The sequence below is a fragment of the Deltaproteobacteria bacterium genome, assembly GCA_026388545.1.
Classification (GTDB): Bacteria; Desulfobacterota; Syntrophia; order Syntrophales; family UBA2185; genus JAPLJS01.
In genome coordinates this window covers 1-16,038 of the sequence record JAPLJS010000113.1, presented here as the reverse complement: position 1 = coordinate 16,038, position 16,038 = coordinate 1, and the positions used below count along the sequence as shown (strand labels likewise).

Annotated in this window: 23 protein-coding genes and 1 pseudogene; 16 read left to right on the top strand and 8 right to left on the bottom strand. The window is 46.4% G+C overall.

Annotated elements, in window-relative coordinates:
* Positions 1 to 191 (top strand): hypothetical protein (locus NTW12_13895; GenBank protein ID MCX5847428.1); only part of this gene is annotated, 191 nt, incomplete at its 5' end.
* 333 nt (positions 192 to 524) lie between these two features.
* Here NTW12_13895 and NTW12_13890 read toward each other — a convergent pair.
* The 3 genes from NTW12_13890 to NTW12_13880 all read right to left on the bottom strand — a co-directional run bounded on the left by NTW12_13890 (position 525) and on the right by NTW12_13880 (position 2,063).
* Complete coding sequence (locus tag NTW12_13890) at positions 525 to 701, bottom strand: hypothetical protein (GenBank protein ID MCX5847427.1); 177 nt, start codon at positions 699 to 701, stop codon at positions 525 to 527.
* Between the two features lie 97 nt (positions 702 to 798).
* Positions 799 to 1,566 carry a prepilin peptidase gene (locus NTW12_13885; protein ID MCX5847426.1) on the bottom strand — a complete coding sequence of 256 codons (768 nt, stop codon included), beginning with the start codon at positions 1,564 to 1,566 and terminating at the stop codon, positions 799 to 801.
* 41 nt (positions 1,567 to 1,607) lie between these two features.
* On the bottom strand, positions 1,608 to 2,063 hold the full coding sequence (locus tag NTW12_13880; GenBank protein MCX5847425.1) for a dTDP-4-dehydrorhamnose 3,5-epimerase family protein: 456 nt from the start codon (positions 2,061 to 2,063) through the stop codon (positions 1,608 to 1,610).
* Between the two features lie 201 nt (positions 2,064 to 2,264).
* On the opposite strand from NTW12_13880, the gene ribD reads away from it, so the two are divergent.
* The 3 genes from ribD to NTW12_13865 all read left to right on the top strand — a co-directional run bounded on the left by ribD (position 2,265) and on the right by NTW12_13865 (position 4,045).
* Positions 2,265 to 3,350: a bifunctional diaminohydroxyphosphoribosylaminopyrimidine deaminase/5-amino-6-(5-phosphoribosylamino)uracil reductase RibD gene (gene ribD, locus NTW12_13875; GenBank protein MCX5847424.1), complete on the top strand. Its 1,086-nt coding sequence runs from the start codon at positions 2,265 to 2,267 to the stop codon at positions 3,348 to 3,350.
* 204 nt (positions 3,351 to 3,554) lie between these two features.
* Positions 3,555 to 3,734, top strand: a complete 180-nt coding sequence (locus tag NTW12_13870) for a hypothetical protein (GenBank protein MCX5847423.1) — start codon at positions 3,555 to 3,557, stop codon at positions 3,732 to 3,734.
* Entirely contained in the window at positions 3,728 to 4,045 is a 318-nt protein-coding gene (locus NTW12_13865; protein MCX5847422.1) for a type II toxin-antitoxin system RelE/ParE family toxin, read from the top strand. Before NTW12_13870 ends, NTW12_13865 begins: the two co-directional genes overlap by 7 nt.
* A gap of 239 nt (positions 4,046 to 4,284) precedes the next feature.
* Here the strand turns inward: NTW12_13865 and ltrA are convergent, their stop codons facing one another.
* From ltrA to NTW12_13845, 4 genes are all read right to left on the bottom strand, one after another.
* Positions 4,285 to 5,616 carry a group II intron reverse transcriptase/maturase gene (gene ltrA / locus NTW12_13860; GenBank protein MCX5847421.1) on the bottom strand — a complete coding sequence of 444 codons (1,332 nt, stop codon included), beginning with the start codon at positions 5,614 to 5,616 and terminating at the stop codon, positions 4,285 to 4,287.
* 774 nt (positions 5,617 to 6,390) lie between these two features.
* Positions 6,391 to 6,810 (bottom strand): PIN domain-containing protein, encoded by a 420-nt coding sequence (locus tag NTW12_13855; protein ID MCX5847420.1) that lies wholly within the window; start codon positions 6,808 to 6,810, stop codon positions 6,391 to 6,393.
* A complete protein-coding gene (locus NTW12_13850; GenBank protein ID MCX5847419.1) occupies positions 6,807 to 7,052 on the bottom strand; it encodes an AbrB/MazE/SpoVT family DNA-binding domain-containing protein in 246 nt (81 codons plus the stop codon). Before NTW12_13850 ends, NTW12_13855 begins: the two co-directional genes overlap by 4 nt.
* Before the next feature lie 102 nt (positions 7,053 to 7,154).
* Positions 7,155 to 7,280: a hypothetical protein gene (locus tag NTW12_13845; GenBank protein ID MCX5847418.1), complete on the bottom strand. Its 126-nt coding sequence runs from the start codon at positions 7,278 to 7,280 to the stop codon at positions 7,155 to 7,157.
* Between the two features lie 142 nt (positions 7,281 to 7,422).
* On the opposite strand from NTW12_13845, the gene NTW12_13840 reads away from it, so the two are divergent.
* From NTW12_13840 to NTW12_13790, 11 genes and pseudogenes are all read left to right on the top strand, one after another.
* Positions 7,423 to 8,481 (top strand): Fic family protein, encoded by a 1,059-nt coding sequence (locus tag NTW12_13840; GenBank protein MCX5847417.1) that lies wholly within the window; start codon positions 7,423 to 7,425, stop codon positions 8,479 to 8,481.
* A gap of 22 nt (positions 8,482 to 8,503) precedes the next feature.
* Positions 8,504 to 8,860: a dihydrofolate reductase family protein gene (locus tag NTW12_13835; GenBank protein ID MCX5847416.1), complete on the top strand. Its 357-nt coding sequence runs from the start codon at positions 8,504 to 8,506 to the stop codon at positions 8,858 to 8,860.
* Positions 8,861 to 9,163: 303 nt separating this feature from the next.
* Positions 9,164 to 9,454 carry a nucleotidyltransferase family protein gene (locus NTW12_13830; protein ID MCX5847415.1) on the top strand — a complete coding sequence of 97 codons (291 nt, stop codon included), beginning with the start codon at positions 9,164 to 9,166 and terminating at the stop codon, positions 9,452 to 9,454.
* Entirely contained in the window at positions 9,447 to 9,797 is a 351-nt protein-coding gene (locus tag NTW12_13825; protein MCX5847414.1) for a DUF86 domain-containing protein, read from the top strand. The genes NTW12_13830 and NTW12_13825 overlap by 8 nt, the downstream gene beginning before the upstream one ends.
* A 489-nt stretch (positions 9,798 to 10,286) precedes the next feature.
* Positions 10,287 to 10,523, top strand: coding sequence for a DUF433 domain-containing protein (locus NTW12_13820; protein ID MCX5847413.1), 237 nt, complete (start codon positions 10,287 to 10,289; stop codon positions 10,521 to 10,523).
* Positions 10,520 to 10,881: pseudogene (locus NTW12_13815) on the top strand (DUF5615 family PIN-like protein). The gene NTW12_13820 and the pseudogene NTW12_13815 overlap by 4 nt, the downstream one beginning before the upstream one ends.
* 50 nt (positions 10,882 to 10,931) lie before the next feature.
* Entirely contained in the window at positions 10,932 to 11,177 is a 246-nt protein-coding gene (locus NTW12_13810) for a dihydrofolate reductase family protein (GenBank protein ID MCX5847412.1), read from the top strand.
* A 307-nt stretch (positions 11,178 to 11,484) separates the two neighbouring features.
* A complete protein-coding gene (locus NTW12_13805) occupies positions 11,485 to 12,147 on the top strand; it encodes a hypothetical protein (protein MCX5847411.1) in 663 nt (220 codons plus the stop codon).
* Position 12,148: 1 nt separating this feature from the next.
* Complete coding sequence (locus NTW12_13800; GenBank protein MCX5847410.1) at positions 12,149 to 12,634, top strand: hypothetical protein; 486 nt, start codon at positions 12,149 to 12,151, stop codon at positions 12,632 to 12,634.
* On the top strand, positions 12,627 to 12,917 hold the full coding sequence (locus NTW12_13795; GenBank protein ID MCX5847409.1) for a hypothetical protein: 291 nt from the start codon (positions 12,627 to 12,629) through the stop codon (positions 12,915 to 12,917). Before NTW12_13800 ends, NTW12_13795 begins: the two co-directional genes overlap by 8 nt.
* 400 nt (positions 12,918 to 13,317) lie before the next feature.
* Complete coding sequence (locus NTW12_13790) at positions 13,318 to 13,587, top strand: hypothetical protein (protein MCX5847408.1); 270 nt, start codon at positions 13,318 to 13,320, stop codon at positions 13,585 to 13,587.
* A gap of 246 nt (positions 13,588 to 13,833) precedes the next feature.
* On the opposite strand, the gene NTW12_13785 is transcribed toward NTW12_13790, so the two are convergent.
* On the bottom strand, positions 13,834 to 15,420 hold the full coding sequence (locus NTW12_13785) for an FAD-binding protein (GenBank protein MCX5847407.1): 1,587 nt from the start codon (positions 15,418 to 15,420) through the stop codon (positions 13,834 to 13,836).
* Between the two features lie 91 nt (positions 15,421 to 15,511).
* On the opposite strand from NTW12_13785, the gene NTW12_13780 reads away from it, so the two are divergent.
* Positions 15,512 to 16,015 carry a UpxY family transcription antiterminator gene (locus NTW12_13780; protein MCX5847406.1) on the top strand — a complete coding sequence of 168 codons (504 nt, stop codon included), beginning with the start codon at positions 15,512 to 15,514 and terminating at the stop codon, positions 16,013 to 16,015.
* The last annotated feature ends 23 nt before the right edge of the window (positions 16,016 to 16,038 follow it).

Below are 16,038 nucleotides of genomic sequence, written 5' to 3'. Positions count from 1 at the left end.
ATTTCTTTTCCATTTTCTTTCATGCGTTTTGCTCCTTACTCCCTTCCTTGCAGGATACGGGATCTTTTTCAAAGTCCCTGGCAACTGTTCGGGTTAATTCAGAGATGGCGGTGGCGACCCTCGCTCTCCCACGGGCTCTTTATTCCCAAGGATTGGTCGGCCTGCCACCGAAACAACGCTATAACCGGTAATGCAGCATTTACCTATATAACAAGGAACCGATGATCTTACATTATGTTTTTTACTTGCCGAGTTACCCACAGCAAAGAGCCCGTACATGCCACGAGAATAAGAAAATCTATTGGCATGTACGCTCTCTTTGTTGTGGATAACTCTAACATACAAGGATTAAGGTGAGGGTGACTTTCATGCTTTCGTGATGCCCCACGGGGCATGATGGTTCTCCATATTAAAAAAAGTTGGCCATATGGCCAACCTCTTATTTGCATACCATGATTCAAAAACCGAGAGTATCACAGGTTACGAATTATCGGGCATGTCCGGCCATTCCTTTTCTTGCATAGTTACGATTCGCTTCGGGACTTTTTCTCCGCTTCGTCAATGTCTTTCTCCTTGATGGTGAAATCCCTCGTATAATCAGGACAATGGACATACCCTGAAGAATCTATTGATACGGTAAACCTTTTTGTACAGTTTTCTCTCCACGCACAAATTGAACAGTACTTTTTCTCTGTTCCCATGATAATTAACCTCTTTTCTGATGCACTGTCTGAATCGACGATTACAGTATCAGTATATTTATACGAATTTGAAGTCAAGAGATTTTGATGGAAGCCGTCAATAGTGGAAATACAGATAGTTCATAGCATCAACACCCACGAAGAGATAGACCACAGCGGCAATGGATAAAAAAGGGCCGAAAGGCACTGCATATTTCATGTCCTTCCCCTTTGCGATCATCATTGAAATGCCGACAAAAGCGCCGAGCAAAGAGCTGACGAACAGGATAAAAAACAGTGATTTCCATCCCAAAAAGGCCCCAAGCATGGCCAACAGTTTGATATCCCCTCCGCCCATACCCTCTCTTTTCGTGATGAGTTCATAAGAGAATGCAATCGCAAACAGGCACCCGCCACCGATGAAAATCCCCAGAAGCGCCTCCAGGACAGGAACATCCATAAAGAAAACAGCAAGCAGAAAGAAGAGAGGTATCCCCGGTAATGAAATGACATCGGGAATTATCTGGTGATCGAAGTCAATGAAGGTGATGACAATCAATGCACAGGTGAATATGAAAGAAAAGAGGTATTTCAGGCCAAGACCAAATTTCCAGAATAACAGCAGTGACAGGAGGGCTGTAATCGCTTCTACAATGGGATACCGGAGAGAAATCTTTTCGTGACAGTCCCGGCACTTCCCCCGTAAAACAAGGTAGCTGATGATAGGTATATTATCGTAAAATCTGATGGCATGCATGCATTTCGGGCAATGCGAGGCAGGAAAGACGATAGATTGACCCTCGGGAATTCGACAGATTAACACATTGAGAAAACTCCCAACGGCAGCACCTGCAACAGTGAAAAAGATATCCAGAAATACGTCCATGAAACCCTATCTACTCACGTGTCTCGTAATTCGCACTGCCATTAGCCATCCTTCCGGTCCCATTCGTAAGGGATGTCATTATCGTGGGGATGGACTCTGAATTCGTCCGGATCTTTATAATTGTAAACATCCGTAGGGGTATTGACGACCACGGCCTCCTCTGTAGATATACACTTGAACCCGTGATACACATAGGGAGGAATGTGCACCAGGACAGGGTTGTGCTCACCGGCAAATACTTCGTTTACCTCACCGTATGTTGCAGAATTCGGCCTGCCGTCATAAAGAACAATCTTCATCATCCCTTTCACAACGGCCATGTTGTCATACTGCTTTTTATGATAATGCCAGCCCTTTACCACTCCGGGATTGGCGGTTGTCATATACACCTGGCCGAATCCTTTAAACATCTCATCGTCCATGCGCAGAATCTCCATCAACCTGCCCCGCTCATCCGGTATGACCCTCAGCTTTTTAATCATAACCCCTTCGATCATATTTTATGTACTCCTGTCTTTGCCGCCATATTTCCCGCATACCGGAGGGAGTCAAATGCCCCCTCTCGTAACAATCGCGTTTCCCTATATCACATTAAAAACCCCTCAACAACAGAAACATTCTTTTGCTATTCACCCTTTACATCTATGACAGGCGTGGTATAACGTGCAAAATATTTATGAATGGGAGCCAGCTTCTCAATGGACGAATTCTACATGAAACGGGCCCTCAGGCTCGCACAAAAGGGAGGGGCATGGGTGAGTCCAAATCCCATGGTGGGAGCAGTTATTGTAAAGGAACACCGGATTATTGGAGAGGGGTATCATCAAATATTCGGAGGCAACCACGCCGAAGTCAATGCAATCAATAATGCATCCGAAACGATCGATGGTTCAACCATCTATGTAAACCTTGAACCCTGTACCCATTACGGAAAGACCCCCCCCTGCTGTGAAAGCATTATTGCCTGCAAACCTGCCAGAGTGGTAATCGGAACTCCTGATCCCAATCCGATAATCTCCGGCAGGGGCATCGAATCCCTGAAACGTCACGGCATAGAGACAACCGTGGGTGTCCTGGAAGAATCATGCAGACGGCTCAATGAACGGTTTTTTAAGTTTATCCGGACAGGGACTCCCTTCGTAACCCTCAAGTTCGCTCAGACCATTGACGGGAGAATTGCCACTGCAGTAGGGCATTCCCGGTGGATCAGTTCGGAAAAATCTCTCAGATTTGCCCATATGTTAAGAAGCCATCACGATGCTGTCCTTGTCGGCGTGGGTACTTTATTGAAGGATGACCCGGAACTTACCGTACGCCTCATCAGGGGAAGGAACCCCGTCAGAATCGTTGTTGATTCCTGTTTGCGTATATCTCCGGATGCACGAGCTCTGAAAAATCAAGACATTGCAAAGACAATGATTGCAACCACCATTCATGCCGGCAGTGAAAAACGGGCCCGGCTTGCGGAAATGGGTATAGAAACAATGCTCGTTGAACACGATAATGATCGTCGTGTTGATCTGACAAAACTTCTCGTTGAACTGGGAAAAAGAAATATCTCTTCCGTCCTTGTTGAAGGGGGGGCAGCCATCATCACATCTCTGTTAAAGGCAAAACTGCCTGACAGGGTGGTGATCGTCATTGCTCCGAAGATCGTGGGAAAAGGAGTGGAGGCGGTCGGTGATCTGAAAATTCAAAGCATGGATGAAGCCCTCAGGCTCGCTTACAGAAAAATCCGAAGGCTTGGCGATGACCTGATTATCGACGCAAGAATTGAGAAATAACAAAGGTTCATCCGGTTGTGATGCATACTTTCTGAAAGCCACAAATCAGCCGCTTTGAACAAAATACTGGACTTCGAATCATAATCGTTGATGTTATTTTACAAGTATTTATGATAAATGTGATAGAAAAATGACAACCGTAGAAAAAAGGGAAGTGTCCCGAATTAATTGAATTAATTCAATTTCTATAAGGAGGGCAAAGTTATGGATACGTTAAAACAGGAAGCATTGAATGTGATCGCAAAAATTCCAGAGACGGCAGACATCGACACGATTATGTACCGGCTCTATGTTGTCGATAAAATTCGGAAAGGCAAAGAGGCGGCTGAAAGAGGTGAAACAATATCAATTGAAGACTTAAAACGGGAAATCGAGTCATGGTGATCTGGACCAATCCGGCAAAAGCTGACTTAAAGTCTATTCACGACTTCATTGCATCAAATTCGAAATATTACGCAAAAAAAGTCACGCGGGATATCGTCGAAAAAACGGATACATTGAATAAATTTCCTATGATCGGCCGGATTGTTCCTGAAACCGATAACGAGAAGATTCGAGAAATATTCGCCTATTCTTACAGGATCATTTACGAAATCAAGCCGGACTGCATTTGCATATTGGGTATTGTTCATGGAAAACAGGAATTATCTCCGACGCATCTCTACACCGTGCAGGAACAGGGTGGACATAAATGAAGTCGAATTAGTGCAACGAAAATGATTCATACATCCTTCTAAAGTTGTATAGATTTTTAATCTCTCAGGGAATTCAGTGTAGAGTAGAGAACTGGCAATGACCGCTTTAGGCTGGCTTATCTGTTTCCGCCCCTTTCGTCTGACGGTGCCTAAATAGCCGCACCATAGTTGCCTTGCCAATCCTCCCTCATCAAACCGTGCATGCGATTTGCCCGCACACGGCTTTCCGATGTTCTTCACTACAAGGCATGCGCCCTCTGCCAGACCGCTGTTGTCGGCACTTTGTAAAGCCCGTACCTCTCGTACAACGCCCGGTATTTAAACCTGGCGTATCCCGTCTTCCTGTCTCTGACCTTGTGCCGCTTGCGCAGATGCGTTATCAACCGCTCCTCCACATGGTGCCGTACTTGGCCCATTGCTTTGCTGCAATTGCGATAGTGAAAGTAGCCTACCCAGCCGCGCACGGCGGCGTTGACCTCGTTCACTACCCATTCAAGCGGCATTATCGTCCGACTTCTTGTCGTCAGATTGGTGACCCGGTCTTTGATGGTTTGCAGGGATTTCTTTGAAGGTTGGACATGAGGGTAATGATTCCCCGTCTTTCTGCCTTTCCCCATACAGATCGTAAATCCAAGGAAGTCGTACTTCCCCTCGAAGGCATTGACTATCCGCGTCTTTGCCTCGTTCAGGGTGAGTCCCAGTCTCTCCAGTATTTTACGCAATATCACCATTGGACGATTGGTTCCACGCCGACACAGGACAACAATATCATCCGCATAGCGCACTATGCGTGCGCCGAGTTTCTTCTCCAGTTGATGCCGTTCCCATATCCTGTCCAGAAGGTGCAGGTAGAGGTTGGACAACAACGGTGAGATTACTCCCCCCTGCGGTGTGCCTTTGCGATTGCCTTTGCCGCCGCTGATGTTCCTTTGCTTTCCATCCTTATCCTCTTCCTTAACCGGGGCTTTGAGCCACATCTTGATGATGCGCAATATCTCGCCATCACTGATCCGCTCGGCGACCACGGCCAGAAGGTTGGTATGGGGAATGGTATCAAAGTACTTGCTCAAATCTGCATCGATGATTTCCGTATGCCCTCTGTTCATGGCATAGGCTACATCATCAACTGCCTGGTGGGCTGACTTTTTGGGTCTAAATCCGTATGAGGTCTCACAAAAGTCCGCTTCAAAGATCGGTTCAATGACCAGTTTTACGGCCATCTGAGCTACCCTGTCCCGGATGGTCGAGATACCTAACGGACGCTTATCACCGTTGCTTTTTGGTATCATGACCCGCTTCACGGGGTCGGGTCGGTAGGTCTTATTCTTCAGTGCCTCTCCCAACTCCGCCACAAAGGCGGCTACCCCTTCTCCCGTCTCGATGGCCTCGAAGGTAACACCGTCTATCCCGGCGCTCCCTTTATTGGCCCTGACAAGGTTGTAGGCGTGACTGAGGATGTCCGCCCGGTATACCTTGTCGTACAAGGCGTAGAAACGATAGGCTTTCTCCTGTTTGGCCTTGATGTAAAGCTTCCTCTGTAGTGTCCTGATGTTTTCGGGGGTTGTTAGCATCTCTGCAATCCCTTATCCCTCCACTCTTCGGTTGCATGAACAAAGTAGGGCCCCTTCCCTCGGGCAGGGTTATGTTGTCCCTTGCCCTCAAACGGTACTTCGAACCCCTCCGACTCCCGATATAGCCCGCCGCGATTTCGTTGCCTTATACGCGCCGGTTGATATTCCTCAAACATCACCATATCGGGTCTCCAGCACTGGACTGTTTATCTTCCACAACATGCCGACCCTGCTACCCCGGAAGATCCCACGGACCGCTTCCGTTTTCCAAGTCCCTGTCTTCGGCCTTCCCCATGTGTCCACTGGGTCGGCATCTCCATTAGAGTTTAACGAGGCTACGTGTAGGTTCACTTGCGTTACGGCCTGCTGCTTTGCCAATTGGAAACTTACGACCCCTTGTTACCAAGACGCCGCTCCCTTGAACTACCGGGGCGAATCGGACAATTCCCCGGACGGGACTTTAACCCGCTAGATAAACAGTTGTTACTGCGTACGGACACATAACTTAATTTGGAAATTACATGTTATGTCCCCAGAAAAACCCGAACAAATCGTTGAGCCCGTAAAAAAGCTTCTTGAAGATCTCCCTCCTTCTGATCCTTTTCCTTTGAATAGCGTGGCTTTTCGATTTGCTGAAGGTAATGATGGCATCTATATCCTTGTTTGAAAAATATTGTCCTTGATGGAAGGAAACCTCAGTGATTGGGATTGTGAATGGCTTAAGAAATCTGAACAGGTTCACAGCAAGATTATACAAAGGATAGAATGATTTGCTTACAGAAGCGTTACCGTCGCCAAAGTATCCGACGGCGTCAAAATTTTTACCCCTTCCAAAGCCTGCCCGAACAGGTGGCCGAAATCGCGACGGTCGCCGGTGACAAAAATATCGACCTTCCCCTGGAGGGCCGCGGCAAGAACGGGGGCATCCTTTTGGGCCAAGTGTAGCCGCGCCGCCTGGATGACCCATTGGGGATGTGGTTCCGGCAGGATGTTCACCTGTTGCATCAGCATGGTCATATCCTCAAGTTTGTCCGGCGCTTTTTTCCGTATATTCCTGACGGCCTCCTCATGGGCAAAGGCAGATGTGCAGAGAGAACATTTTCCCGCCGCAGCCAATCGGAACAATCCCCGTGACAGGCCTTGGGCGCTGTAGGCGGCTGTGAAAATTACGTTGGCATCGAGAAACAGTTTCATTTTTTCAAGGCGCGATCGAGCAAGGACGCCTGATCCGGCGTCATCCTGTCTTCTTCCATGAAGGAAGCGATCCGCTCATCGCTGTAGATTTCAATCGGATAGACGCCCACCTGTCTCAGGACAATAGCCCCGTCATCGGTTGCATCCACCAGAAGCGGCGTTTCGCCGCTGATGCCCGCCTTCTGCAGAATCGCCTTGGGTAACGAAAGCTGCCCTTTCTTTCCTAATTTGATCAGTTGCATCTCTTTTCTCCAGGAAATACGTTTTCCGGAAAGCCGGATTAGGGATAATTATACCCATTGAGACGTCTCATGGCAAGACAATTATTGCGTTTCGCTTATCTTTTATTCAATCTGCATATCCTTGTTGAGCAGAACCCGGAACTCAATCTCCCTATCCGGTTTTCCGCCACCGCCAATTCCAATACCGCTATCGCAGTCACGCAAGACTGCGAATAATAATGTGTACATACTGCCTTCTGAACTTTTTCTTGAATACCGGATGAAACGTGCAAAATCTTGACAGTAAATTCCCCGCTCATAGAGAATGAGACCATCTTCCTTAAAGAAATGATAGACATATCGATATGTTTGATGTAAATTTCATATCGAAATGAACAAGGCAAAAGGACATGCAATTAATATGGGAAGTGTCCCTCATCTTTACGCGCCACCCTACACAATGACCACGGAAATCGTCCATTTGATCGCAGAGATATGTGAGATCGTGGGGCGATTTTCTCCAACGGCCGATGTCATGATCACCCCCCGGTTGCGACGCGAGAACCGCATCCGAAGCATCCAGGGGTCCCTGGCGATCGAGCAGAATTCCCTCTCACTGGATCAGGTTACGGCGGTCATCGAGGGACGGCGCGTGTTGGGATCGCCGCGGGAGATTCTGGAGGTGCGCAATGCCTTCGCCGCTTATGAGGCGTTGCCGCACTGGTCGCCCACTGAAATGGACGATCTATTGGCCGCGCATCGCCTTCTGATGGCGGGTTTGGTGGATGAACCGGGCGTGTTTCGCCGAAGCGGGATCGGCGTTTTCAAGGATCAACAGGTCGTGCATGTCGCACCGCCGGCGCAACAGGTTCAGAAGCTGATGGCCGATTTATTGAATTGGTTGAAAACCACATCGGAACATCCATTGATCGCCGGTTGCATCTTCCATTACGAGTTCGAGTTCATTCATCCGTTTGCAGACGGCAACGGCCGGATGGGACGACTCTGGCAGACATTGATCCTGAGCCGGTGGCAACCGTGGCTGGCCTTTGTTCCGGTGGAATCGGTGATTCGTGAACGACTGGAGGCGTATTATCAGGCATTGCGCCAGTCCGACCAGCAGGCCGAAGCTACCCGCTTCATCGTTTTCATGCTCGAAGCCCTGCGCGACACCCTGGAGCAGCTTGCCGCCGCCGACCAAGTAAGCGACCATGTAACCGATCAAGTAAAATCCTTCCTGCGCGTCCTGTCGGCGGGTGACATGACCCTTTCCGAGGTCATGAAGAAGCTGTCACTCGCACACCGACCCAGCTTTCGGAGCAATTACGTTCATCCGGCCCTGAAAATGGAACTTGTCGAGATGACGCAACCGGATTCGACGCGCAGCCCCACCCAGCGGTATCGACTGACGATGAAAGGCCGTGGAATGTTGGAGGGGTTGAGAAAATGAACCTCAAGCAAGCCAATGAACCTTGGTTGGATTCTGTAGCCGCAGACTGGACTTCGAGGCGACAGCCAAGGGTGTTGGCTATCCGGCAGTAGATGACAAGGATTTTAACTCTTTTCAGGTTTCTCTTCCCCCGCTGCCGGAACAGGGGCGGATTGCGGCATATCTGGATGCGAGGTGTGCGTCCATCATCACCTCTCTGTTAAAGGCAAAACTGCCTGACAGGGTGGTGATTGTCATTGCTCCGAAGATCGTGGGAAAAGGAGTGGAGGCAGTCGGTGATCTGAAAATTCAAAGCATGGATGAATCCCTCAGACTTGCTTACAGAAAAATCCGAAGGCTTGGTAGTGACCTGATCATCGACGCAAAAATTGAGAAATAGCTATTGGTTCATCCGGTTGATGCATAGCTTCCTGAAGTCCACAAACAAGCCAAGTCAGGGAAAGCTAATGATTTCAAGCGGCAAAAAAGCATCTGATCCTAAATCACGTTGACATGCAAAAAAGATTCTCCTATATTGGCCACATAAAAGGGGAATACTGATCAAAGCTGATTAGCAGCACATACTGATAATCATGTCGCCGATTCTTTATCTTCAACAAAGAATCATGGATCATTGTACGACGGACGTGAAATTTCGTGTAATCCACACTTTATTAGCGTATAATATTTCAGGTAAGCAATTATGGGAAAGCAAGAAATAATCAAAATCATCAGAAACATCAAGCCAGAGATGGAATCCCACTACGGAGTCCAGCGGCTGGGCCTGTTTGGCTCCTATGTTAGGGAGAAGCAGAAAAAGAAGAGTGATATCGATATACTCGTCACATTCAACCGTGATATCGACCTCTTCGACTTTTTGGACCTGCGCGAATATCTCGAAAGCCAGCTCCATGTCAAGGTTGATCTGGTCATGGAATCCGCTCTAAAGCCAGCCATTGGTAAACGTATTCTGTCCGAGGTCGAATATGTCTAAGGGGCGGGAGATCTCCGATTACATTGATGATATTATAACTGCTATTACCGACGTCGCGGAGTTTACCCACGGAATGCCTTATGAAATGTTTGAAACTGACAAGAAGACGGTCCATGCGGTGATCAGGTGTCTTGAAGTCCTCGGTGAAGCAGCCAAACACATTCCGACATCATTCAGAAAAAAACATCCCGATATTCCCTGGACTAAAATGGCTGGCATGCGGGACGTTCTCATCCACGATTACATGGGGGTTGACCTGAAGACCGTCTGGAAGGTTGCACAGGAGCGTTTGCCGGCGTTGAAACCCCTGTTCGAAGGATTAAAACCTACAAAGAAAAATTAAACGGCATTGCCCTCTCTGCATCTCGAATTCCCCAATGATCATTTCCGCTCCTCTCTTCGAAGCCTACCTTAAGTGCCCTTCCAAATGGCATAATGGGGTCAGGCTTTAAAATGGATGAATCGCTCAGACTCGCTTACAGAAAAATCCGAAGGCTTGGTAATGACCTGATTATCGACGCAAGAATTGAGAAATAACTATTGGTTCATCCGGTTGATGCATACTTCCGAATAAGCGTCATTCTGCAACTGCGCAACAGAATGACGCTTATTCGCAATGAACATCTCTGTCGTGCCCTGTTTATCCCGGAGTGAACACATCCAATCATAAAAGCTGCCAAATAAAAAACCGTATAGGAGGACGATTTTTAACCGTTGTTCTTGTATAACAATTTTCACGAACCGTCTGGTATATTGTTCTCCTTATTTTATCTTCACAAATAAGCTGATCGGTGGTATTGAAAGACAAACTGAGTCAACGGAGGGCTGCATTATGATCGGTTTTGATCGGATTACCTTTGATTCACAGATCATGGGAGGGCGTGCCTGCGTCCGGGGCATGCGTGTAACCGTGTCATTGATCCTGAACCTGGTAGCCAATGGAATGGGCACAGAGGAAATCCTTGACACCTATCCCTCTATCGAACACGATGACATCCGGCAAGCACTTCATTACGCTGCATGGCTGGCTGAAGAAGAACTATACCCAATAGAGATAAAAACGGCATGAAATTTCTTGCCGACATGGAATTTCTCCAAAGACGGTCTCCTTCCTTAATTCTTTGGCGCATGACGCCGTCCATCTTAATGATCAAGGTATTCAAAGGGCATTCGATTCGTTCATCCTGGAAAAAGCTCTGAATGAAGGCCGCGTCCTGCTGACTCATGATCTTGATTTTGCGGAACTGCTCGCGGCCAGTGGCGGCAAAGCGCCCAGTGTAATCGTATTCCGCCTTCGGAACATGCATCCGGATCGCGTCAATATATGCCTGAATATGATCATGAAAATGCATATCGAAGCACTTGAAAAGGGTGCCATCATAAGTGTTGATGAAGGGCTCATCCGAGTACGGTACCTGCCAATATAGTCAATATCGGGTTAATCAGAAACAGCTACCGATTATCATGCTTTCTCTTAATGAGTGGCTGTTGTCCCCCAAGTTCCGTTCTTGTTGAAGGAAGGGCAGCCATCATCACATCTCTGTTAAAGGCAAAACTGCCTGACAGGGTGGTGATCGTCATTGCTCCGAAGATCGTGGGAAAAGGAGTGGAGGCAGTCGGTGATCTGATAATTCAATGCATGGATGAATCGCTCAAACTCGCTTACAGAAAAATCCGAAGGCTTGGCAATGACCTGATTATCGACGCAAGAATTGAGAAATAACTATCGGTTCATCCGGTTGATATACTTCCTGAAAGCCTTATCCCTTTGATTTCTTTTTTCATAGTAGATTTCTTATGTAAATAGTGATAGTTAAAAAACAATATGTAATGTCAGAGATTAAAATTCCGGAACCATTCAACCTTATATGAGGGTAGTATGAACTGATTACTGACACCCCGTTTCGAAAGAGCGGGGATTTGTAACTACTAAGACCAGGGCTGGATTTCATCACGTCTTGTAACCGACAGATTTATTTGATTTTATGATCTGAATATATTATATGTTCGCATAGAATGGTAGAGTGACTATGAAACTAATGATAAAATTAGTATCGACCGATATTGAATACAATATATTTTTTAAAGAACCACTATTTAATTACATTGAGAAGGATTGGAATCTTCATGTATTAAGAAATTTGATAAAGATTTATGATTTGAAGCTGAATGACATAAAAATAAATCAGCTATCGCCTTCGGATAATCTTTACCATTTTATGAAGTTTTTTGGTCAGAGCTCATTTGATGTTTCCCTTGGGTTAGAGCAAATTTCTTCGATGATCAGATTTGCTATTAGTGAAGAGCAAATCTGTGATTTGAATCTGAGGCTCTCTGGGATTTATTTAAATTCGACGATTGTTCGGCAAAGATTTGCGCTTTATCAGCAAGCAGAAGTGGAGGGAGATGTTAATGAGTTTATTGCGTATCTGAATCCGTGGATTCCATCTGATTTCAAAGGAGTGTTGGCTGGAAAAGGAGTTACCTATCATTTTGAAATCCCGGATGACAATGCAATACTTCATTGGAGTTTAGCAAATTCGTTGCCTATTAAAGGAGGCTTATTCCTCAGTTGTCAATTAACATTTGAGCCAAATAATTATGATTTTAAGAAATCTTTTGAATTAGCAAGAGGTTACTATTATTCATTTATGGACTCGCTAGGTATAGCAGTTCAGATGGAGCGGAAATAATATGAGCGCAATTGCGTCAAATATGTTTGGATTTCTTCATCAAGAGCAAATTTCACATCAGCGACCAAGGCAAGAACCGACTGGGGCCATTCAAGTTCCAGGAGTACAGCAAAGCGGGCTATCTGCGGATTATGAATTAATGCGGAGAATAGCTGCTATCGAATCGGAATTAAAAAAATTGGTTGGTTCCTTAAATGTATTCATTCTGCCTATAAATAGTCTCAATAGCAAGAAATGGAAATTAAGAAAGCCTCCCTTAACCGTTATAGTTGAAAGAAGGGGTGAGGAGGAATTCATTGCCTGCTTATACGACATAAATCTATATGGTTACGGTGATTCTATTCCAGACGCACTGGATGAACTGCGATATGCTATCGTTAGCCAATATGAATTCTTATCAGAAAAGAAAAAAGAAATTGAATTGGGAGAACTGCCGGAAAGGCAATTAGGCTTCTTAGACGAAATTGTGGAGCAAGTCAGTGCTTGATCTCGATGGCATTAAAATCGTTTTTGACAAACTCAAGGATAAGGATGAGCCAGGAGAGCTCGAATGTATTGAAGGTGGGCGAAAAGAGAAACGTTATTCATACTATTATAAAGGCAAAGCAATCTTTACTTTTGGTTTGACAAGAAGTTCTTCTGCAAAGTCAAAAAGGTTTAATTATATTCCAGAGCAAATGTGCCTATTGAGAAGTGAATATCGAAAGATGCATGATTGTTCGTGGTATAAAAAACAGTATAATGAAAAAATAGACTCAATGGCAAAATAGACAAGGAACTCGGTCTATACATTGCCGCCATTTTCAAAATTTCCTAATTATCAATATCGGTCTTTTCTGTCTTTTGGGTCTTTTGCGTCTTTTGGTTGCGTCTTTTGGGGGTCGCGTCTTTTGTGCTCTTTTGTGGGTCGGACCAAGTTAATTCATTGATATTTCAATATATGTGTTCCCAAAATAGGCTTTTTAAAGCCTTAGAGTATCCTTTTCGGGATCAAAATGAGCATTATAAGGAACAAAAGGTTCTTGAAAAAAATATCATTGATACGCTTGGAACCACTTTTTCATGCCTAAAAAAGTGGTTCCAAGGCTGAAAATAAGCCCTTTTATTAGCATATTAACCCTTAATTCAATCAGTTATCTTGGTCCGACCCCATTACCTAAGGAGATGAACATGAAAAAGATATTAGGAATTCTATTTATTCTTACCTCTGTGATTATTGCGGGTTGTCAACCGGCAAATGTCACTGCCGTTAATTGGGACTCCGGCGTAAGTGGCACCAATGCTCAAGTGCGGTGTGAGCAAGTGGACATGAGAAACAAAGCTGAAATGGACCGTATTTTTGCCAAATATGATGGCTGGAAACTGGTCTATATCTCCGAGTACACAACCGGTAACAGACTTGGCACGGACGCCGCTGTGTGCTTCGAGCGAGCGAAATAAGACATAACGATGTCATTAACCAAATTGCCATAATCAAAAAGCAGATAATTCCTCATAACCACGCCTTCCAGCGGAGGCGCTAAAGCGGCGCGCCGCTGGAGGCTATCATTACTCACTTACGATCCTTAATTTTCAGTTCTAATATTCGTCCACTGCTGAACAGTTCTAGGTATAAGTCAGTCAAGGCTCAATTCAACAGATTATCAACTCAAAAGTACGCATGAACCGGATGAACCTTAACCCTATTCATATTGCAATCTTCTCTGCAACCCTGATCCCATCCAGAGCGGAACTGATGATCCCTCCGGCATAGCCCGCCCCTTCGCCGCAGGGGTAGAGCCCGGCCACATTAACACTCTGACCTTCCGGGCCTCTCACTATCCTGACGGGAGATGATGTTCTGGTTTCAACGCCGATCAAGATTGCATCCTCCGTAATAAATCCCCGCATCTTCCGGTCAAACTCGATAATCCCCCGTTTCAGGGCCTCAACTGCAAACTGAGGCAGAGCTTCACGCAACGATACCAATTTCACTCCGGGGGAAAAACTGGTCTGATTCGGGAGAGTTTCAACTCTGTCCTGTAAAAAATCAACTAACCGTTGCGCAGGGGCCTGATAATTTCCTCCCCCCAGGACAAAGGCCTTCTTTTCCCAGTATCTCCGAAATTCAAGACCGCTTATCGGTTGGAGGCCGGCTCCCGCAAAGTCTTCAACGCAAACGGTAACCACGACAGCGCTGTTGGCATACGCACTCCCTCTCCGGTAGCGGCTCATGCCGTTGGTAACCACCCCTCCTTCCTCAGAGCTGCAGCCGATAACAGAACCGCCGGGACACATGCAAAATGAATAAACAGACCGGTTAATTTTATTCAGTTTCGCCGTCAGAAAATAATCTGCAGGCGGCAGATCCGGATGACCTTGCCATTTGCCGTACTGAATGCTGTCGATCAATTCCTGGGGATGCTCGATGCGGAGACCGATTGCGAAGGGCTTTGGTTCGAGATACACACCATGCTCGTAAAGCCTGCCGTAGATATCTTCCGCACTCTGACCGGCAGCCAGAATCAGATTGTTTGTTCTTATTTCCTCCCTGCCGTTGACAACAACCCCCTCGACTTTCCCCCGGTGAATCAAAAAATCCGTAACCTTCGATTCAAACCGGACTTCACAACCCAGTTCTATAAGCCTCTTCCGGAGGTTGACCACTACTTCCCGCAACCTGTCCGTTCCTATGTGTGGCTTCGCATCAGTCAATATTTCAGAAGGGGCACCTGCATCAACAAGGGTTCTTTTGACCCATTCCGTATGCGGATTCTTCACCCGGCTTGTCAGTTTGCCGTCAGAAAATGTGCCTGCCCCACCCTCCCCAAAGTGAACATGACTCTCCGTATTCAGAATTCCCCTCTCCCAGAAGGCCTGAACATCGATTATGCGCTCAGGAACGCTCTTGCCTCTTTCGAGGAGAAGTACAGGAATTCCTCTCTCTGCCAGCGTGAGCGCTGCAAAGAGGCCGGCGGGCCCACATCCCACGATTACCGGTCTTTTGTCCGGTTTCATTGTTACCGGGTAACACGTCGGCACCTTTTCCTCCGGCAGAACCTCACTTATTACGCCTTCTTTCCCCGTCAGATCGATGCCGTCCGGCACGGACACATCCACCGAATACATGAACCGCGGCGGTTTTCTTCTCCGGGCATCGATCGATTTTCTTACCACCGTAAGAGACGAAACAGCTTCATACGGAATATTGAGAAGCGATGCGGCCTTTTCCCTCAATATTCCTTCGCTTTCGCCGAGGGAAAGTACTATGTTGGTTATCCTTAATCTCCGCACGATTTCACCATTGAAAAAATATCATGATTGTTGTAAAGCAAATAACCCTAGATGGGATTGCTGTAAATATGATTTAATTTAGGAACCTATTATGCCGTGGTATGCTGTTCATACACGAAGCCGTCATGAAGACAGGGCATACACTGGCCTTGTCCAGAAATCGCTCCATACTTTTCTGCCCAAGATAGAGGTATGGAGCCAACGAAAAGACAGACGCAAGAAGATCATGATCCCCATGTTTCCGGGGTACCTCTTTGTGGAACTTTTATCTGTGGATAGCGAAACGAGACTGAATGTTCTCAAAACCTTCGGGGTCGTTCGGATACTCGGAAAACCAAAGGGAGCTGAGCCGATATCGGTTCCTGATGCCAAGATAGAAGCCATCCAGCGCCTCGTGCAGTCCAAGGTGGAGATTCAGCAAATCCAATATCCCAAGATCGGTGAACCGGCCTTGATTACTGATGGACCGTTCAAGGGTATTGAGGGTCTCGTTGTAAGCACAGACTATAGCAAAGAACTCTTCGTCATATCCATAGAACTCCTTCAACGATCGGTGGCCATTAAACTTGAAGGGTTTCAGATTAAAAAGATTTAACCATTGAATGCCTTCATTGCTTC